This is a genomic window from Streptomyces sp. NPDC050263 (assembly GCF_040655955.1).
Taxonomy (GTDB): Bacteria; Actinomycetota; Actinomycetes; order Streptomycetales; family Streptomycetaceae; genus Streptomyces.
On sequence record NZ_JBFAKW010000051.1, the window covers coordinates 1 to 18756 of the forward strand.

Sequence of the window (18756 nt, forward strand, 5' to 3'; positions counted from 1 at the left end):
GAAGGAGCGGCGTTCGGTGCGTGCTCTCGCCCGGTGCGGCGAGAGTGCGTGCCGGGCGTCGCGACGCCGCGGAGATCCATCAGAAGCCCCCTAGAGACTCGACGTCCAGGTCAGCTGGCGGACGAGTTCGGCGTCGTCGGACCGGCCCGCGGGCGGCGTCGCGCCGGGCGTGCGCGGCTGCGGCACCTGGACGCCGCGGGAGATATTGCCGCTGACGGTCGTGTTGTGCTCCACGCGCGGCCGGCGCAGCTCCTCGTAACGGGCGAGCGCGGAGTCGAGATCCGGGGCGTCGCGCACGCACTTCGCCAGGATCACCGCGTCCTCCAGCGCCATGGACGCCCCCTGCCCGGTCGCGGGGGAGGCCGCGTGGGCCGCGTCCCCGACGAGCAGGGTCCGCCCGCGCCGCCACGGGGCGCCGTTCGGGATCTCGGTGGCGTTGGTGACCAGGACGGGTTCCGTGGTCGCCGCGACGATGTCCGCGACGCCGGTCGGGTCCTTGCGCAGCAACGGAACGAGCAGGTCACGCCATTGGGCGGGGGCGGCGCCGGCCAGCTCCTCGGCGGTCAGCGGCGCGTCCGCGTCGACCCGGACGAACCAGTACGTCTCCCCGCCGGGTGACGTCATATGGCCGAAGGCGGCCCCGCTGCCGCGGGTCATCGTGATGCACGCGCTCTCGTCCCCGTCGGCCTTCGGCGCGGCGGCGGTGCAGCCGTAGAAGACGCGCTGCCCCGCGTAACACGGCTGGACGGCGGCCTCGGCGGGCCCCGTGGGCGCGGTGACCCGGCGGACCGTGGAGTTCAGGCCGTCGGCGCCGAGCAGCAGATCGCCCGTGGCCGTGCCGCCGTCGGCGAAGCGCGCGGTGACACCGTCCGCCCCGTCCTCGACGGAGACGAGCCGCGCCCCGTGCGCGATCCGGATCCCCCGCCGGACGGCCTCCGCCTGGAGCGCCGCGTTGAGCTCGCCGCGCCGCAGACACCGGTACCGCAGCCGGGGGTCGCCGAACTCGCCCAGCGCAGTGCGCACCACCTCCGCGCCCGTCGCGTCGACGACGCGCATCGAGGTGAGCGGGAAGCCGATCGAGGTCACCGCGTCGGTGGCGTCGATCTGCGCCAGCGCCCGCAGGCCGTTGCTCGCGAGGGTGAGGAACGCGCCGATGTCCTCGGCGGTGTCCGGATGCGCCTCGAAGACGGCGACCTCCTGCCCCGCCTTGCTCAGCGCCAGCGCTGCCGCCGTGCCCGCGATCCCGCCGCCGATGATGAGTACCCGCGCCATGCTGAACACCCCGTTCTTCCGCGTCTCTCCCGCGTACGGACCCGGCGATCGTATGCGCCCGTACCCGCGTCAGCGGCCGCTTCGGCGTCCCAAGGCGTCCAGAACATCGGCCAGTTGGCGCAGCGGCTCCTCGCCGACGATGCGCAGGACGACCGTGTCGGCGCCGGCCGCGGCCAACTCGCCGATGTGACCCACGGCTTCGGCCGCGGTGCCGGAGACGGTGAACACGTCCTCCTGCGGACGGCCGAGCCAGCCGCCGTGGCCCTCGGTGTGCGGGTGGAGCGTGCGGGCGACGTCGTCGGGGTCGTCGCCGACGCAGGCGAAGGCGAGGACGGTCAGCGTGTGGTCGGACCCGGCGCCGCCCTTCGCCGTCAGCGCCCGGGTGTTCGCCAGGTCCTGCGGGCCGTGGCCCTCGGCGATCAGGGTGCCGTCCGCCACCCGGCCGGACAGTTCGAGGGACCGGGGCCGGACCACACCGGCCACCACCGGCGGGACCTGGACCGGCGGATGCACCAACCGGACGCCGTCCAGCCGCACTTCCCGCCCGTCCAGCTCGACCCGCTCGCCGCGCAGCAGCGCGCGCACGGAGGTGATCGTCTCCTCGAGGAGCGTCAGCGGGGAGCGGGGCGCGACGCCGACCGACTCCATCCACTCCCGCACCCCGTGTCCGATGCCGGCCACCAGCCGGCCGGGGAACACCCGGGCCAGCGTGGCCAGTTCCATCGCCAGCAGCGCCGGACTGCGCAACGGGGCCGGGGCGATCCCGATGCCCACCCGCAGCCGCTCGGTCGCGCCCAGCGCCACGGCTGCCGCCGACACCCCGCCGTTCCAACCGAGATCCTCGACCACCCACAGGTCGTCCACCCCGAGCGCCTCGGCCTCCCGCGCGAACCCGGGCAGGCTCTCGGGGGCCCAGTCGCGGTCGAACATGACTCCGATGCGTGCGTTCGTCGCGTCCGTCATACGTCGGAACCTGCTTCCTGTCTCGTGCCGGGCGGCAGAGGCCCCGCCCGGACCGGAGTCGGGGCGGAGCCCTCTGAGGGAGTGGTGCGCGTGGCGGTCAGCCCTTGACGGGCTTCCCGCGGCCCCAGGCCCAGGCGAGGCGGTCCGCGCCGGACTGGTTGGTGGTGGCCAGCCAGGGGCGGGCGGTGGTGCCGGTGAGCGTCTGGAGCGAGTACGTGTCGTCGGTGCGCAGGCCCGGCCAGTACACGGAGCCCATCTTCAGCTCGCGGAAGGTGTCGGTGACGGCCTGGACGTAGTTGACGAAGTTGTCGTCCGGCGTCTTCACGTTGTAGTTCAGGCCGGTCGTCATCGGGGCCCCGAACTCGTCCGCGACGGTCCGGTTCGCGCAGTCGCCGATGCGCACCTTCAGGTCGGCGACCCACTGGTCGTAGGTCGCGTACTCCTTCCAGAACCCGTAGTGGTGCAGCGAGAGGTAGGTGCCCTTCAGGCGCGGGTCGGCGCAGACCGTCGTCACGTGGTCGTTGTACCCGGCGCCGCTGACGAACACCCGGTTGCGCGGCACCTTCGAGTACGTCGACAGCCACTTCGCCGCGATGTCGGCCCACTCCGTGTCGGTGTAGCCGTGCGGCTCGTTCATCGGCTCGAAGTAGACGCGCTTGTCGTTCTTGTACGCCTTGACGACGGTGTCCCACATCGGCCAGTAGCGGGCCGTGTCGTCGATGAAGCCGTCCTTCTGCGCGCCGGTGCCCTCCCAGTAGGAGACGATCACCTTGAACCCCTGGTCCGAGGCCGCGTCGATGACCCCGCGGTAGGACTTCCAGTAGGCGCCGTTGACCGTGTACGGGTTGATCGGCAGTCGCACGGTGTCGGCCCCGAGGTTCACCCGGAACGCGGCGATGATCCGGCTCGCCTTGGCGTAGGTCTGCTTGTAGGTGTCCGAGGTCGACAGGCCGGACAACTGGAGGTAGTCGTCGGCGAAGTTGTCCCGCGGGTCGGCCCAGTTCACGCCCTTGAACGAGGTCGGGTCGAGGGTGGGCGCGGCGGCGGCCGCGTGCGTGGAGGTGGCCGAGGCCGGACTGCCGGCCAGGGTCGCGCCGGTGACGGCGGCGACGGCGACCGCGACGAAGGCGGCACGCAGACGGGGGGAGAGGGAGGACGCTCTGGCGGGGGACTTGCGCATCGACTTGCCCTTTCAAGTTCATGTTTGCGTAAACATGGAGCCCCGCAGTGGCTGATGTTTACGTAAACATAGCGGCGCCGGAATCGTGGCACCCGGGCTGGTGATCGTCAAGGTTTCGCGCACGTAACGTCCGATGACTCGCGTGGCGTATGCGGCGAGCGCGTCGTGGTCGCCGACCACCTCGCCTCCGTCGCCCCGTGCGGGACGGCAAGGATCCCGCTCGGGGTGCGCTCCTCTTCGCGGCGGCCCGGAACCGCTTCGTCGGTGCGGTGAAGGCGTCCGCGCAGGCGTCACGCGCCCAGCGGGTCCAGGGTCAGCGGCTCGATCTTGCCCTCCAGCATCGCGCCCAGGCCCTGCGCCGCGCAGATGTCGGGGCGTTCGGCGATGTGTACCGGCATGCCCGTGGCCTGGCGGAGCATCTGGTCGAAGCCGGGGAGCAGGGCCGAGCCGCCGACCATCATGATCCCGCGGTCGGCGAGGTCGGCCACCAGGTCCGGCGGGCACTCGCGCAGCACCCGGCCGATGCCGTCGAGGACCGCGGTCAGCGGGGTCTCGATGGCGTCCCGGACGGCCGCGGTGTCGACCTGCACCGAGCGGGCGAGGCCCGTGGCGACGTCCCGGCCGTGGATCTCGGTGGACGTCGGCCCGTGCGGGGTGAGCCCGTTGCCGGAGAGGGCGAGCTGCAGCGGCCGGACGGACTGGCTGGGCAGCATCAACTCGTGCTCGTGACGCAGGTGTTGGACGATCGCGTGGTCCACCGCCTCGCCGCCGACCGGAATGCGTTCGGCGGTCACGATCGAGCCCAGGGAGAGGACGGCGACCTGCGTCGCGGCCGCCCCGCACACCATGATCATGGTGGCCTCGGGGCGTTCGACGGGCAGCCCGCATCCGACGGCGGCGGCGATGAGCGTGTCGACCAGCTCCACGCGCCGGGCGCCGAGGCCGACCAGGGTCTCGATCGCGGCGCGCTGGGCCAGCGGGTCGGCGTCGTGCGGCGTGCAGGCGGCGGCGCGCAGGAACGGCTTGCGGCGCAGCTGGCGGCGGATCTTGTCGCCGAGCAGATGCCGCAGCATGCGCTGCGCCATCTCGATGTCGACGACCGTGCCGCCGGAGACCGGGCGCACGACGCGGATGTAGTGCGGGGTGCGGCCCGTCATCTTCTCGGCGAACTCGCCGACCGCGATCAGCGCGCCGGTGCGGGTGTTCACGGCGGCGGCCGACGGCTGGTCGACGACGAGCCCGGCGCCCTTCACGTACACCCGCGTCCGCGCCGCTCCCAGGTCGACGGCGAAGTGGCAGCGGCGCAGCTGCTCCAGACTGGCGGTCATGGCAGGTCCTCCCGAGAGCACAGACCGTGGCGGGGCCGCCGGGCGGTCGGCCTCCCTCGCATCGTGCGGGGGCGGGGCACCGGCCGCCTTCTCAGGGGGGCCGGGCGGGGCGCGGCCGAACGGGTGGGACTACAGGTTCCGGACCGCTTCCAGCACCGGCGTGAGGGAGGGGACCGCCACGTCGCAGCCCGCGCTCAGCAGGGCCTGCTCGACGGTCGGGTTGCGGGCCAGACCGATGAAGCGCAGACCCACGGCCTGGGCGGCGGCGAGCTCGGCGAGCGTGGAGCCGATCACCAACCCCGTGGCGGTGGACGCGCCGAGGAGGCTCAGCGCGCGCAGCAGGCAGTGCGGATCCGGCATGAGGTGGCGGAGGTCGTCGTCGCGGCCGTGCACGCCCTCCAGGAGCGGCAGCAGCCGGTAGGACTCCAGATGGCGGCGGACGGCCTGTTCGCACACGTCCGTGGCGACCGCGACCCGACGCTCGTTCTCGCGGAGCGCGCGGACCAGGGCCACGGAGTGGTGTGTCGTCGGCGCGTCCGGTACGGCGTCCAACTCCAGTCGGTCGAGGCGGTCCCGCAGGACGGGGGCCAGCGGGTCGTGGGCGAAGGCGCGCAGCACGTCGAGGGGGTGCACGAACAGCTCCCGGCCCGCCGACCCGCCCGGAGCGACCGGCGGACGGCCCGCCAGGGCGTCCTCGGGGTCGCGGTGTTCGGCGACGACGGCGAGCAGGTCGAGGGCGGCCGCGCGGGCGGACGTCGCCGTGAACACCCGGGCGAGGGGGCCGTCGAAGCCGAACAGCACGGTCCCGGAGTCGGCCAGCAGGTGCGCCAGCGGGCGGTCGGAGGGGCCGGCCGGCCGGCGCGGCTCGGGAGGCGGGGCGTACTCGGGCGCGAGGGTGACCGCGCAGGTCACCGCCAGCCCCGGCACCGGCCATCTGCCGAGCTGCGCGTTCACCGCCCGCTGGGCGCCGGGCGCCCGGCGGACGGAGTGGTGGCGGGTGATCCGGGCGCCCGTCTCCCGCAGGTGCGCCAGCAGCCGTTCGGACACGCCGACGGCCTCCGCCCGCACGAACGCCACCGGGTCGGCCACCCGCCAGGACAGCTCCACGGCCGCCGCGAACGCGCCCTTTCCGGAGCTGGGCAGGGAGACCCGGTGCAGGGCCTGGTGGGGGGTGAGGTCCACCTCGTAGTACGTGGTCGGGGCGGGCGGGCGTCCTCCGTACGGGTCGGCGGGGTTGAGCAGGGTGAGCGGGCCGTCGGGACGCGTGTGGACGATCGCGGTGCGGCCGGGGGCGGGTATGCCGAGCTGTCTCAGGTCACGGGTGAGCAGCGGCCCCCGCACCAGGTCACGCTCCTCGTCCTCGGCGCGCGGCGCGGGCAGCGGGCAGTGCCAGGCGAGCGGCGGGGCGTCCTCGGCGTCGCCGTACAGGGGGCGGAAGCGGTGCGGGCCGGCGGCGGCGGAACTGTGGGCGAAGGCGTCATGGAGGGCCGGTGGGACGGTGATGAGGACGGGCGCGTCGCCCTGCGGCGCCGGGAAAGGGGTGGGGCCGTCCTGGAACGTCACGCGCAGGCGCGGCGGTTCGGCCAGGTCGGCGAGCGGGCCGGGGAGCCAGCGCAGGGCGGCGGCGAGGACGGGGAGGAGATAGGCGTCGGGGCGGAACCGGACGAAGTAGCCGTCCTTGCGGACGAAGACCTCGTACTGCTGCGGCGTGAGCGCGCCCCGGGCGAGCACTTCGTGCACGGCGACTTCGAGAGTGATCCGGGTCTCGGGGCGGGCGGCGAGGTCGATGTCGACGTCGGTGGTGAAGACAAGCGTGGGGGTGAGGGCGGGGGCGGGGGGTTCCTCCGGGCCCCCGCCCAGCCGCCGTACCGTCTCCTCGCTCACCGTCGCGAACGCCGGACCGGCGCCGTCACCGGCCCCGTCGGCGCCCGTCTCGGCGCGGAACTCGCCCGCCGTGCGGCCCGCTCGTTCGTCGATCAGGCCGCCGATGTGCTCCAGGAGTTCACGGGTGCGGCCGCGTGTCGTGCGCGGCAGGGTGCGCAGGAGGAGGTCGCGGACACCGGGGCGGAACTCGTACGAGCCTGCCGGGCCGGGGGCCGTGGTGAGCATGCCGCTGAGGATCACCTCGGCCAGGTGCTGGGGGCGCGGGTCGCGGTTCACGGCCCGCTGGACCAGGCGCATCACCGGGACGGACGGTACGGCGAGCGCCAGATGACCGGCCAGCCGGAAGGCTTCCGGGGACGCCGTCGCGCGAAACCGCAGGACCAGGTCCTGGGCGGGCAGGGCGGCCGGGTCGGGGGCCTGCCCGTCGGCGGACCGGGACGCGACGGGGGTCGGCGGGAGCCAGGCAGCCGCTCCGGGGGCGCGGGCGCCGCCCGGGCCGGCCACCAGCGCCGCCCAGTTGCCCAGCCAGGGCGCGCCCGGTTCCAGGACCGGCAGGGGCAGCGCCGCGTCGGGCACGGGCCCGGCCTCGGGGTCGGGGTCGAAGGCGTACGGGGTGAACGTGAGCGCGGAGAGCGGGGCCGCCGGGCCGGGGGACGCGAGCAGGCCCGGCTCGGCCGGCAGCGCCGTCGTCGGCCACAGGTGCTCGGGGAGCGGCTGGACGACGGCCAGCGGCATCCGGGTCGCCCAGTGCCGCAGGGTGCCGTACCAGCGCGTTCCCGCCGGGCCGGGGCGCCACTGCGGGCCCATGCAGTCGCTGACGACCAGGGTGACCGTCCGCCCGTCCGCCGGGGCGGGGAGGTGCCGGGCCCGGCCGTCGGGTGTGGCCGGGTGCAGGGTGACCGTGCGGAAGACGCCCGACTGGACGAGCACGGTGTGCAGTTCGCGGACGAGGGGCCGCCAGACCGGCATCGTCGGGCCGGTGTCGTGGACGAGGTGGAGCCGCAGCCAGCGGTCGCGCGCGGGGCGCAGGACCGGCAGCCACACGTCCGGGTGGGCGCCCAGCCGGGCGATGCGGTCGGCCGTCGCCCGCTCGTCGAGCAGCCGGGCGCGCACCGACGGCACGGTCCGCTTCAGCGGGCGCAACGCGCGCTGGAGGGCGAGGGGACGGGGGAGCATCGGCGGCGCGGGGGCGAGGACCGGCCGGTTGCCGGTGCCGGCGGCCCCGGCCCGGTCGGGGAGGTGGAGGGGGACGCGGGCGGCGGGGGTGACCGGCGGGGCGGGACGGTCGGTCGGGGGCGGCACGGGTGCGGCGGCGGGCGGGGCCTGCGTCGGCGTGCTCGCGGCGGCGGCCGTGTCGACCGCGACCTCCGTGGCGCGCGGCTCCTGCGCACTGCCCGGCCGCTCCTCCCGCCCCGGCCTCTCCTCGCCGCCCGGCCCGTCCGACTGCCCCGCCAGCCACAGCAGTTCGGCCAGTTCGCGCGGGGTCGGCGGCGTGTGCGCGGTGGCCGTCAGGAGTGCGGTCAGTCGGGCGACGGCGGAGGAGTCGTCGGCCGGGTGCGCCGGTGTGCCCTCAGAAGCCATCGCCGTCCGCCGTCGTGCTCAGATAGGGCATCAGCTGTTCGGCCAGCGCGTCCCGGGAGTCCGCGTCGAGGCCGGTGACGCCGGTGAGGTAGAGGGCGTTCAGCAGCTGGTCGGTGGCGAGTTCGCCGTCGGCCGCGCGGGTCAGGAAGCGGCCGATGAGGCGCTCCGCCTCGCCGGGCGGGGTGTCCAGGTGGGCCCGGACGATGTCGGTGAGCTGGGCCCGGTCGGGGCGGCGCAGCTTCAGCCGGACGCAGCGGCGCAGGAAGGCCGGCGGGAACTCGCGCTCGCCGTTGCTGGTCAGCACGACGAACGGGAAGGCGCGGCAGCGGACCCGGCCGCGGGTGACGGCGACCGGGGTGTCCGAGCCGTCGGCCGGCACGTCCGCGGTGGCGTCCGTGGCGGAGTGGCGGGCGGCGCGCATGAGTTCGGGGATCTCGTACTGGCCCTCCTCCAGGACGTTGAGGAGGTCGTTGGGGAGGTCGAGGTCGCTCTTGTCGATCTCGTCGACGAGGAGGGCGCGCGGCCGGTCGTAGGGGAGCAGGGCGGTGCCGAGGGGGCCGAGCCGCAGATGGTCCTCGACCCCGCCGCCCCGGCGCTCGAAGTCCCCGTCCGCCCCCGCTCCGGCCCCCGCCCGCGCCGCCTGCCGGGCCGCGTACAGCCGGGACAGCGGGTCGTACTGGTAGAGGCCGTCGGCCAGCGCGGAGCGGCTGGTGATGTTCCAGCGCAGCACCGGGCCGAGGCCCAGCTCGCGGGCGACCGCGTAGGCCAGGGAGGACTTGCCGGTGCCGGGCGGGCCGGTGACCAACAGCGGGCGGCGCAGCACGAGGGCCGCGTTGACGAGCTGGACGGCCTCCGGGGTGGCGACGTAGGAGCGGGCGCGGTGGACGCGGTCGGGCGACACGGCCGCCTCGTCGTCGGCGTCCCGGGGCGGCGGCACGACGGGCTCGCCGTCGAACGCGCGCCAGGGCGGCGGCGCGGGCAGCCGGTCGATGCCGTCGTGCGGCTCGCCGCTTCCGGTGTAGACGGACCAGTGGGGCATGGTTCTCCGAAACGTGGGGGTGGGGCGGTGGGGCGGCGGCTCAGGCCACGGGGGAGTGGGTGTGGGCGGGCGGGCCGCCGTGCGGGTCGGTGAAGACGCGTGGGTCGTCCCACAGCAGCTGGATGTCGTGCGCCCAGTGGCCGTCCTCCGCGTCGGCCTCCTCGCGGAGCGCCAGGACCCGGCGCGGGAGTTCGGCGGGCGGCACCCGGGACAGGCAGGTGTCGAGCTCGTCCAGGAACGTCTTGCCCGCGCATCCGTCCCCGCCGGCGCAGGGCTCGTCGGGCCCGCCGACGCAGCCCTCGCGGGACCAGACGACCATCGGGGCGGGCGCGTTGAGCGAGGTGTCGAAGTGCGGGCGGGTGCGGGGCACGCCCGGGGCGCCGGCGAAACCGGCGAGACAGGCGTCGTCCTGGCGCAGCCGTATCCGCAGCCGGCGGGGTTCCTCGGGGCCGCCGCACTCGACCCGGTGCACGCGCGCGCCCGGCGCGGAGTCGAGCCGGTTCCACGCCCGGGTCAGCTGGTGCCGGACACTCGCCCTGCGGCGCGCCTGGTCGGTGACGACGAGTGGGTACACACAGCCGAGCGGGGTGTCGTCGTCGGGCGCGCTGGCCCAGCGGTCGACGGGCAGGTCGATCCAGTCGCGGGGGAGCGCGAACGCGATCAACTCGTCGCAGCCGGGCGTCAGATACCGGAAGGCGGCCTCGATCCGGTCCTGCACATAGGCGCGCAGCCCGGCCTGCGGGACGGTGTCGGAGCCGACCGGATGCCGGCGGCCCCCGCTGTACGCGGACACCTCGACGCGGACGTGTCCGTCGCCCGCGCCGCTGTGCTGGAGGTCCACGAGGATCGGCGACCAGTCGGGCGCCGCGGCCGTCTCCACAGAGGCCTGGAACATCGACTCCACGTGGGCCGTGAAGCGGGCGACGGTGGCCGCCGCGTCGGCGCCGTCGACCTCGCACAGCACGAACAGGGCGGCCGACCACAGCGAGTCGAACCCCTCGTCCGGCGCGTCCGGGTCCAGCGGGCCCCGGGCGGCCTCGTAGAGCCGCACGCGTCGGGCGGGTGCGCCGGGATCGTCGTCCAGGCCCTCGCGGACGGCGCGTTCGACGAGCTCGCGCAGCCGGGCGCGGTCGGCGGTGCGGTGGTCGGCGGTGGGCACCAGCCCCGCCAGGTCGGGCCAGTAGCGGGCCATGACCTCGACCGGCATCATCCGCCCGTTGTGCACACCCCGGTCGCCGGCGGCCGCGGTGACCATGCCGACGACCTCGCCGGTGTCGGCGAGCGTGACGGCGGCCCCGCTGAACCCGGGCGCGAGCGGCTGCCCGCCGGGCTGCCACGCCTCCAGCTGGATCCACTCGCGGTTGAGCAACTGCGTCGCGGTGATGCGGTACTCGGCGAGCGTGCCCTCGTCGAAGCCGACCGGGAAGCCGTAGACGACGAGCTTGCGCGGCCGGTCGGACCGGTGGGCGTGGGCGTCGCCGACGGGGGCGAGCGCGGCCGGGGCCACGGGGACCTCGTGGGCCAGTTCCAGGACCGCCAGATCGCCCAGGTCGGTCGCCGAGCCGCCCCAGCCGCCGTCGGCGACCACCCGGGCCGGCACGGCCGGCGCGCCGGGGCGCTCCGTGAACGTCACCGTCAGCGTGTCGGCGGCGGCCCGGTGCACGACATGGGCGCAGGTCAGCACCTTGCGCGGGGTGATCAGAAAGCCCGCCCCCGCCACCTCGCCGGCGCTCTCGATCCGGGCGTGCCACTCGGCGCTGCTCATGAGGCGGCGGCGGGCCCCGGCCCCTCCGCGGCCGACGGCGACCAGGTCAGCTTCACCACGAGATGCCCCTCCGCCGTGCCCTTGGCGATGATCGCGCCCGTCTCCGCGGACAGCTTCACCCCGAACTCGATCTCCACTCCGTCGGGCTTGAGCGCCCCGTCCCGGAACACCCGCAGCGCGGACTCGGCGGCCGCGCGCACGCCCTCCAGGGCGCCCTCGAAGGTGCGGGCCGCCTGGACCGTGCCGTCGCCCCGGGCCACCAGCCGCGCACCGGGCCGCGCCTGGGTGACCGCCTCGACGGCGACCACGGCGCCACTGTCGGTCCTGAACTCCACCAGCTCTTCCACTGCGCCCCCGTAGCCCCTTCCCGTTCCGAATGCCCTGCGGCTCTGCGCGCATCCATTGTCAAGGACGGTGCTCGCGATTGTCCCGTGTTCAGTGGGGCCGCGTGGGACGGATCACTCCCAGCTCCGCCAAGTCCTGTGGCCGGACGCGGAGTTGGTCGGCAGTCAGCTCCGTCTCGCTCTCGGGGCGCTTGAGGATGGCGGCGGCGAGTTCCGGGGCGATGACGGAGAAGTAGCTGTCCGGTGTGGCCCAGGTGCGGCCGGGCGCGGCCAGCGCCAACGCGCCGCCCGAGCCGCCCTCGCCGATCACCAGCGTGGTGATCGGGGTGCGGGCGGTGGCCACCACGCCGAACAGCTCCGCGATCGCCGCGCCCGCACCCTGCCGTTCCGCCTCGGCGTCGTTGGCCGCGCCCGGGGTGTCCACCAGGGTGAGCACCGGGATGCCGAGCCGGTCCGCGAGCCGGATCAGCCGGGCGGCCGTGCGGTAGCCGGCGGGCCGGGTCGCCGCCCCGGTCTGCGCGGCGTACGCGACCGTACGGGCGTGGTCACGACCCTGGTGCGTGCCGAAGCCGCACAGCATCCCGGCCGGGTCCGCGCCGCCGCACCGGTCGCCGGAGATCGCGAGCCGGTCGGTGAAGTAGGCGTCCAAGTAGCGTGCGGCGCGCGGGCGTTGCGGCGACCGGGCCCGGTGCACAGCGGCCCATCCGGAGGCCGGCGGATCCGTCGCCCCGAGCGCCTCGGGCACCGGAGCCGGCTCGGCCGAGACGCCCGTCAGCAGCCGCAGCCACCGTCCCAGCGTCTCCCGCAGTTCCTCCGGCCGCACGACCGCGTCCGCCGACCCCGCCGCGACCTGCGCCTCGGACGTGTAGGCGGTCGGGTCCGCGTCCGGCGGCCGGACCCGCGACCCCGCGAAGCCGACCTGCGCGCCCGGCAGCGCCAGCACCACGTCGGCGCCCGCGCCCAGGGTGGCCCAGCCGCCGCCGGTCGTCGGGTCCCGCAGGACCGCGACCTGCGCCAGCCCGGCTTCCCTCGTCAGCGCCGACTGCCGGGCCACCCGCTGGAGTTGGGTGAGGGCGAGCATGCCCTCCTGCATCCGGCTGCCGCCCGTGGCGACCAACGGCACGACCGGCAGCCGGTGTTCACGGGCGTAGCGGTAGGCCGCCTCCAGACGGTCGCCGGTGCGCACGCCCAGCGAACCGCCCAGGAAGCCGAACTCGAAGGCGATCAGCACGGCCCGCGTGCCCTCGACGCTCGCGGTGCCGCAGACGACGGACTCCGACTCGCCGGTGCGCCGGGCGGCCCGGGCCCGCGAGTCGTCGTAGCCTGGCCAGGCGAGGGGACCGTCGGGGCCGAAGTCCCGCTCCTTGTGGGCGAGTTCATGGGCGAGTTCATGGAAGTCGTCGGCGACGAGGGCGATGACCTCCCGGGCGCTCGCCCGCTGCCGCGTCGTCATGAGGGCAGCGCCCGCTTCATGATCTTCCCCATGTCGTTGCGGGGCAGCGCGTCGAGATACCGGACCACGCGGGGCCGCTTGTGCGGCGCGAGCCGACGGGCCACATGATCGGCCAACTCCCGCCCGCCCGGCGGCGACTGCGGATCCGCCGGCACGATCCAGGCGACGATCCGCTCCCCGAGGTCCGCGTCCGGCTCCCCGGTGACGGCGGCCTCGCGCACGCCTGGATGCTCCAGCAGCGCGTTCTCGATCTCACCGGCCCCGATCTTGTACCCGCCGCTCTTGATCAGATCGGTGGCCATGCGCCCGACGATCCGGACGTAACCGTCGGGATCGCGCACGGCCACATCCCCGGTACGGAACCAGCCGTCGGCGGTGAAGGCGGCGGCGGTCGCGTCGGGACGGTTGAGGTACTCGGTGAACAGGTTCGGCCCGCGCACCTGGATCTCCCCGACGGTCTCCCCGTCGTACGCCGTCACGACGGTTCCGTCCTCCTCCACCAGCCGCAGCTCGACGCCCGGCAGGGGCACCCCGACGGTCCCCGCCCGGGCCTCCCCGTCCGCCCGGACACTGGTGTTCATCAGCGTCTCCGTCATGCCGTAGCGCTCGATCACCCGTCGTCCGGTCGCCGCCGCGATCCGCTCGTGGTCGTGCACGGGCAGCGCGGCCGAACCGGACACCAGGAGCCGGGCGCGGCCCAGCGCCTTGGCCGACTCGGGCTGCTCGGGGAGGTCCTGGGCGATCCGGTGGTACATCGTCGGGACGCCGAACAACATGGTCGCGCCGTCGTTCAGCTCCCGGGCCACGCCCTCGGTGGTGAAACGGCCCAGGTGACGGACCGAGCCGCCGCGCCGCAGCGGGCCGAGGACGCCGAGGACCAGGCCGTGGACGTGGAAGAGGGGAAGGCCGTGCACCAGCACGTCTTCGTCGGTCCACTGCCAGGCGTCGGCGAGCGCGTCCAGGGTGGTGGCGACCGCCCGGCGCGGGATGACCGCCCCCTTCGGCGGGCCGGTGGTGCCGGACGTGTAGACGACGAGGGCGGGGCCGTCGGCCGGCGCCTCACTCCCGGGCGCGCTGCCCGTGCCGTGCACGTCGACCTCGACCAGCTCCAAGTCCCTTACCGGTGAGGGAAGTTCGGTGCCCGGCGCGACCAGCACCAAGGTCGGCGCACTGTCGTTCAGGATGTGCCCGAGTTCCTTCTCCCCGGACTTCGGGTTCAGCGGTACCGCGGCGACGCCCGCCTCCAGCGCCGCCACCACGGCCACCGCGGTCTCCAGCTCCGGCGTCGCCCAGACGGCCACCCGGTCGTGGCCCGCGAGCCGCCCGGCCAGCGCGCCGGTCGCGGCGGCCAGCTCCGCGTACGTGAGGGAGCGGTCGCCGAACCGCAGGGCGGGCCGCCCCGCCGAAGCGCCCGTCAGGGCCGGGAAGAGAGAGGACACGCGTCATGCTCCTTAGCTGTCACTGCCTGCGCTTGCTGCGGGCTGCCTGCTGCGGGCCGCCTGCTGTCTGCCGCCTGCCGGGCCTATCCGAACCCTGGCACGACCATCACCAGCCACACCACCGCGGGCACGACGGCGACCACGACGCCTCCGTAGATCATCAGCTGCCTGAAGAAGCGCTCGCGGTCGACGTCCGGCGCCGCGGCCAGCACGAGCGCGCCGTTCGTCGAGAACGGGCTGACGTCCACGACCGTCGCCGACACCGCGAGCGCGGCGATCATGCCGACCGCCCCGATCTCGCCCTGCGCGAGGAACGGCACGGCCAGCGGGATCAGCGCGCCCATGATCCCCACGGAGGAGGCGAACGCGGACACGATCGCGCCGATGTAGCAGAGCAGCACCGCCGCCAGCAGCGGGACGCCGATGCCGCCCACGCCCTCGCCGGCCCACTTGATGGTGCCCATCTCGTCCAGGACGCCGACGTAGGTCAGGACACCGCAGATCAGCAGCACCGTCGACCACGCGATCTGGCCCACCGCCTTGCGGCTGTCCTCCGGCCAGAAGGTGCTCAGCAGGACGGCGAGGGTGATCGCGGTCAGCCCGGCGTCCAGATCGAAGGCGAGCACGGCGACGACGAGGGCGACCAGCGCCCCGAGGGTGGCGACCCGGGCCGGGGTGAGGCCGACGGGGACGGCGGGAGCGACGGCCGGGGCCGCGACGACGGTTGCGGTGCCGGAGGGGTGCGTGGCCGTCCCGCCCGGGGCCGGGGCATCCCCCGTCTCGGGCTCGTCGGGCACAGCGTCGGCCTGCGGACCCGGCGGTGACGGCGGCCGCCCACAGCAGCCTCCTCGCGGAGTTCATGCGCTCCATCGCCGACCAGATCGCCGAGAGCCGCACCGAGTCCCTGCGCCAGCAGGGCCGGCCCGCCCGCTCCCTCGCCCAGCACCGGGCCATCGTCGACGCGATCGCCGCCCGGCAGCCCCGGCAGCCGGCCACGGCGATGCGCCGCCACGTCCGCACGGTGGCGAAGGTGCGGCTGCTGGACTGGGAGCCGGGCGAGGACGAGAGGGAGGGCGAGGACTGACGGCTGCGGCGTCGGCCGTTAGCCTGCACAGGTGCGCGAACGACGCACGGACGTACGAGAACGGAGTCCTGCCGTGCCCCGAGTCGCCCTCGTCACCTACGACCCCCGGCCGGAGCCGAGCAAGGACCGCGATCTTCCCGTGCTGCGAGCCGCGCTGGAGGCGGCGGGAGCCGAGGCCGACGCCGTGATCTGGGACGACGACCAGGTCGACTGGGCCTCCTACGACCTCGCCGTCATCCGCTCGACCTGGGACTACAGCTGGCGGGCGGACGAGTTCACGGCGTGGGCGGAGCGGTGCGGCAAGTTGACGCGCCTGGCGAACCCGGCCGCCGTCGTGCGCTGGAACAGCGACAAGCACTACCTCGGGGAGCTCGCGGCGGCCGGGGTGCCCACGGTCCCCACGCGCTACCTCGCCCCGGGCGAGACCGTCGGCCCCGACAGCCCCGACGCGCTGCCCGGCGACCACGAGTACGTCGTCAAGCCCGCCTCCGGGGCCGGCGCCCGCTACGCCGCCCGGTACACGCCCGAGCAGCACGAGACGGCCGTCCGGCACCTCGCGCGGATGCACGCGGAGGGGCTGACGGCGATGGTTCAGCCGTATCTGCGCGGCATCGACACCGGCGGCGAGCGGGCCCTGCAGTTCTTCGGCGGACGTCTCCTGCACGCCAGCCGCAAGCGGGCGGTCCTGGCTCCCGGCACCGCCTTCGACGCGGACAAGGTCGCCCACCCCGGTCTGGAGCCCTGGACGCCGACGCGGGCCGAGCTCGCCGTCGCCGAGCGCGCCCTGGCCGCCGTGCCGGACGCGCCCGAGCTGCTCTACGCGCGGGTCGACCTGGTGGACGGCGACGACGGCGAACCGCGCGTGATGGAGCTGGAGCTGGTCGAGCCGAACCTCTTCCTGTTCCTTCACCCGGAGTCGGTGTCGGCCGTCGCGGCGGCGATCCTGACGGCGGCGGCAACCCCCTGACCGCCTCCTGACCGCCGCCTTCGGATCCCCCTGTTCCCCTGTTCCCCTGTTCCCCTGTTCCCCTGTTCCCCTACTCCCTGGCTGTCGTCCGTTGCAGCAGTCCCCAGGTGAACTCGGAGATGACCTTCCGTTCCACCCCCCTGCCGTCGGGTGCGGAGTAGGCCAGGCCCCAGCGGGTGGGTGCCGTGCCCTCCAGGGGTTGGGCCGGGGCGAAGGCCTCGGCGACCTCGTCGACCGTGCAGGACCAGGGAGTGAGGTCGGCGAGACTCGTCAGGGTCGGCGGCTCGGCGTGCGGGGAGCGGACCAGCCACTCGTTCCAGGCCATGCCGTTCGGGGCGACCAGCACCTCGAAGCGCAGCTCGGGCCAGAGCTGGACCGGCCAGAGCCAGGCCTCGCAGTCGAGGTCGCCGACGCGGCGGGGGGTTCTGGACTCCGGTTCCCCGAGGACCGTGCGGTAGCGGGAGAGCGCGCCCCGTGAGTGCGGGGAGTGGGTCATGGCCTGCCACCGCTTGTTGGCCTCCCGCATCTGGGTCAGGGAGACGCCGAGGCCGCGGCGCGCCGTGTCCACCAGTTCCGGGTTGTGGTCGTTCATGCGGCGCAGCAGGACGAGTTGGAAGTCGAACGATGCGAAAGAGCCGGCAAGGCGCTTCTGGGTCGGCATGCCCCCCATCCTGGCCCACTCGCGCGTTTCACGACCATTGCCCAGCGGAAAGCCATATGACAGCCTGTGTTCGTCATGCCGATCGCCTGTTGATATCTCGAACACAGGCACTGAGACGACTACCTAAGGGAGGGGGCCGGACATGGGACGCCTCGTACCTGCCGTGACCCGAGCTCTCGACATTCTCGAGCTCTTCCTCGACGGGGACGGTTCGCTCTCCGCCCCCGACATAGTGCGCAAGCTCCAGCTTCCACGCACCACCGTGCACGAACTCGTGACCACGCTCTCGGCGCGGTCGTACATCGTTGCGGTTCCCGGACAGCCCGGACGGTACCGCCTGGGGGTCCGCCCGTACCAGCTCGGCAGTCGCTACGCGGAGCAGCTCGACCTCGCCGCCGAGGGTCAGCACGTCGCCCGGTCCGTCGCTGAAACGTGTGACGAGACGGTCCACGTCGCGATCCTCGAAGGCGCCGACGTCATCTACATCGCCAAGGTCGACTCGACGCACGCGGTCCGGATGGTCTCGGCCGCGGGCCGTCGGCTGCCCGCCCACTGCACCTCCGTCGGCAAGATGCTGCTGGCCTCGCTCGCCGAGCCGGAGCTCAGCGCGCGCATCCCGGACGACGCCGACCTCGTCCGGATGACCCCCAACAGCATCACCGAGCCCGACGCCCTGCGCGCGGCCCTGACGGAGATCCGCGAGCGCGGGGTCGCCGTCGAGAGCCGCGAGTCCAACCCGGACGTCAGCTGTGTGGCGGCCCCGGTGCGCGACCGCACCGGTCAGGTCGTCGCCGCCCTCTCCATCTCGGTGCCGATGATCCGCTGGAGCGACGAGCGCCGCGTCGAACTGGAGCAGCTCGCAATCAAGGGCGCGGCCGAGCTCTCCGAGCTCCTGGGCTACCGGAGCGTGGCATGACGAAGATCACCACCGCCTACGAGGTCGCGGTCCGGGCCGAGGCGACCCTCGGCGAGGGCCCGACCTGGGACCCGGCCGCCGGCCGGCTGCTCTGGCTCGACATACTCGGCTCCCGGCTGCACACCTACGACCCCGCGACCGGCCGCCGCACGGTCCGGGTGACCGACCAGCACGTGGGCGCGGCCAAGCCCCGCGCCGGCGGCGGCCTGGTCCTCAACCTGCGGGACGGCGTGGGCCTTCTCGACGCGGACGGCGGCTTCCGCTGGCTGCACCACGAGCCGGTCCCCGGCCGCCGCGCCAACGACGCGGCCGTCGCCCCCGACGGCTCCCTCTGGGCCGGCACCATGCGCTACGACGAAGCGCCCGGGGGCGGCACCCTGTCCCGGTTCACGGGGGACGGCACGGTCGAGGCGGTCCTCGACGACGTGGCGGTGAGCAACGGGACGGGCTGGAGCCCGGACGGCACGCTGATGTACTACATCGACTCGCCGACCCGCCGCGTCGACGTCTTCGACCGCGCGCCGGACGGACGGGTGTCCGGCCGCCGCCCCCTGGTCGAGATCGAGGACGGCGCCGGCTTCCCCGACGGCCTCACCGTCGACGCCGACGGCTGTGTGTGGGTGGCGCTGTGGGACGGGGCGGCGGTCCGCCGCTACACGCCGGACGGCGAACTGGACCGCGTGATCGCCCTGCCCACGCCCCGCGTCACGGCCTGCGCGTTCGGCGGCACCGACCTGACGGACCTGTACATCACCACGGCCTGCGTGGGCCTGACCGCCCCCCACCCGGTGGCGGGCTCACTACTGGTGATCCCGGGAGCGGGGAAGGGCATGCCCCAGCCGCCGTTCAAGGGCTGACCCGGCCGACACCCGCCGACACC

General features: G+C 74.6%; 14 protein-coding genes and 2 pseudogenes. 4 read left to right on the top strand and 12 right to left on the bottom strand.

All coding sequences use genetic code 11. The features are described from left to right. Positions 1 to 90: 90 nt before the first annotated feature. The 11 genes and pseudogenes from AB0J04_RS22805 to AB0J04_RS22855 all read right to left on the bottom strand — a co-directional run. Entirely contained in the window at positions 91 to 1272 is a 1182-nt protein-coding gene (locus tag AB0J04_RS22805) for an FAD-dependent oxidoreductase (RefSeq protein WP_363170376.1), read from the bottom strand. Between the two features lie 69 nt (positions 1273 to 1341). Next, positions 1342 to 2235, bottom strand: coding sequence for an LLM class flavin-dependent oxidoreductase (locus tag AB0J04_RS22810; RefSeq protein ID WP_363170377.1), 894 nt, complete (start codon positions 2233 to 2235; stop codon positions 1342 to 1344). Between the two features lie 97 nt (positions 2236 to 2332). Beyond that, positions 2333 to 3415, bottom strand: a complete 1083-nt coding sequence (locus AB0J04_RS22815; protein ID WP_363170378.1) for a cellulase family glycosylhydrolase — start codon at positions 3413 to 3415, stop codon at positions 2333 to 2335. A gap of 290 nt (positions 3416 to 3705) precedes the next feature. Next, the gene (locus tag AB0J04_RS22820; RefSeq protein WP_363170379.1) at positions 3706 to 4743 is read right to left on the bottom strand and encodes a rod shape-determining protein; all 1038 of its coding nucleotides are present in this window, start codon (positions 4741 to 4743) and stop codon (positions 3706 to 3708) included. Positions 4744 to 4872: 129 nt separating this feature from the next. Further along, positions 4873 to 8208, bottom strand: coding sequence for an SAV_2336 N-terminal domain-related protein (locus AB0J04_RS22825; protein WP_363170380.1), 3336 nt, complete (start codon positions 8206 to 8208; stop codon positions 4873 to 4875). Continuing rightward, positions 8198 to 9247, bottom strand: coding sequence for a MoxR family ATPase (locus AB0J04_RS22830; RefSeq protein WP_363170381.1), 1050 nt, complete (start codon positions 9245 to 9247; stop codon positions 8198 to 8200). The genes AB0J04_RS22825 and AB0J04_RS22830 overlap by 11 nt, the downstream gene beginning before the upstream one ends. A 40-nt stretch (positions 9248 to 9287) precedes the next feature. Beyond that, positions 9288 to 11012, bottom strand: coding sequence for a trypsin-like peptidase domain-containing protein (locus AB0J04_RS22835; protein ID WP_363170382.1), 1725 nt, complete (start codon positions 11010 to 11012; stop codon positions 9288 to 9290). After that, on the bottom strand, positions 11009 to 11359 hold the full coding sequence (locus tag AB0J04_RS22840; protein WP_363170383.1) for a CU044_2847 family protein: 351 nt from the start codon (positions 11357 to 11359) through the stop codon (positions 11009 to 11011). Before AB0J04_RS22840 ends, AB0J04_RS22835 begins: the two co-directional genes overlap by 4 nt. An 88-nt stretch (positions 11360 to 11447) precedes the next feature. Further along, positions 11448 to 12809 carry a carboxyl transferase domain-containing protein gene (locus tag AB0J04_RS22845; RefSeq protein ID WP_363170384.1) on the bottom strand — a complete coding sequence of 454 codons (1362 nt, stop codon included), beginning with the start codon at positions 12807 to 12809 and terminating at the stop codon, positions 11448 to 11450. Further along, positions 12806 to 14248 (bottom strand): acyl-CoA synthetase, encoded by a 1443-nt coding sequence (locus tag AB0J04_RS22850; RefSeq protein WP_363170385.1) that lies wholly within the window; start codon positions 14246 to 14248, stop codon positions 12806 to 12808. Before AB0J04_RS22850 ends, AB0J04_RS22845 begins: the two co-directional genes overlap by 4 nt. Positions 14249 to 14331: 83 nt before the next feature. Then, a pseudogene (locus tag AB0J04_RS22855) lies at positions 14332 to 14928 on the bottom strand (SLC13 family permease); the annotation flags it as partial. Positions 14929 to 15065: 137 nt separating this feature from the next. Here AB0J04_RS22855 and AB0J04_RS22860 point away from each other — a divergent pair. Next, positions 15066 to 15332: pseudogene (locus tag AB0J04_RS22860) on the top strand (FCD domain-containing protein); the annotation flags it as partial. Positions 15333 to 15405: 73 nt separating this feature from the next. Continuing rightward, entirely contained in the window at positions 15406 to 16299 is an 894-nt protein-coding gene (locus tag AB0J04_RS22865; protein WP_363170386.1) for a hypothetical protein, read from the top strand. Positions 16300 to 16369: 70 nt separating this feature from the next. Here AB0J04_RS22865 and AB0J04_RS22870 read toward each other — a convergent pair whose 3' ends face one another. Continuing rightward, positions 16370 to 16960, bottom strand: coding sequence for a hypothetical protein (locus AB0J04_RS22870; protein ID WP_363170387.1), 591 nt, complete (start codon positions 16958 to 16960; stop codon positions 16370 to 16372). A 142-nt stretch (positions 16961 to 17102) separates the two neighbouring features. Between AB0J04_RS22870 and AB0J04_RS22875 the strand changes: the two genes are divergently transcribed. Further along, positions 17103 to 17876: an IclR family transcriptional regulator gene (locus tag AB0J04_RS22875; protein ID WP_363170388.1), complete on the top strand. Its 774-nt coding sequence runs from the start codon at positions 17103 to 17105 to the stop codon at positions 17874 to 17876. Beyond that, positions 17873 to 18733, top strand: coding sequence for an SMP-30/gluconolactonase/LRE family protein (locus AB0J04_RS22880; protein WP_363170389.1), 861 nt, complete (start codon positions 17873 to 17875; stop codon positions 18731 to 18733). The genes AB0J04_RS22875 and AB0J04_RS22880 overlap by 4 nt, the downstream gene beginning before the upstream one ends. Positions 18734 to 18756: the final 23 nt, after the last annotated feature.

What these genes read in the sequence shown, in the direction of transcription:
- AB0J04_RS22805 (WP_363170376.1), bottom strand. Translation starts at nt 1,272, where the DNA reads ATGGCGCGGGTACTCATCATCGGCGGCGGGATCGCGGGCACGGCGGCA.
- AB0J04_RS22810 (WP_363170377.1), bottom strand. Translation starts at nt 2,235, where the DNA reads ATGACGGACGCGACGAACGCACGCATCGGAGTCATGTTCGACCGCGAC.
- AB0J04_RS22815 (WP_363170378.1), bottom strand. Translation starts at nt 3,415, where the DNA reads ATGCGCAAGTCCCCCGCCAGAGCGTCCTCCCTCTCCCCCCGTCTGCGT.
- AB0J04_RS22820 (WP_363170379.1), bottom strand. Translation starts at nt 4,743, where the DNA reads ATGACCGCCAGTCTGGAGCAGCTGCGCCGCTGCCACTTCGCCGTCGAC.
- AB0J04_RS22825 (WP_363170380.1), bottom strand. Translation starts at nt 8,208, where the DNA reads ATGGCTTCTGAGGGCACACCGGCGCACCCGGCCGACGACTCCTCCGCC.
- AB0J04_RS22830 (WP_363170381.1), bottom strand. Translation starts at nt 9,247, where the DNA reads ATGCCCCACTGGTCCGTCTACACCGGAAGCGGCGAGCCGCACGACGGC.
- AB0J04_RS22835 (WP_363170382.1), bottom strand. Translation starts at nt 11,012, where the DNA reads ATGAGCAGCGCCGAGTGGCACGCCCGGATCGAGAGCGCCGGCGAGGTG.
- AB0J04_RS22845 (WP_363170384.1), bottom strand. Translation starts at nt 12,809, where the DNA reads ATGACGACGCGGCAGCGGGCGAGCGCCCGGGAGGTCATCGCCCTCGTC.
- AB0J04_RS22870 (WP_363170387.1), bottom strand. Translation starts at nt 16,960, where the DNA reads ATGCCGACCCAGAAGCGCCTTGCCGGCTCTTTCGCATCGTTCGACTTC.
- AB0J04_RS22875 (WP_363170388.1), top strand. Translation starts at nt 17,103, where the DNA reads ATGGGACGCCTCGTACCTGCCGTGACCCGAGCTCTCGACATTCTCGAG.
- AB0J04_RS22880 (WP_363170389.1), top strand. Translation starts at nt 17,873, where the DNA reads ATGACGAAGATCACCACCGCCTACGAGGTCGCGGTCCGGGCCGAGGCG.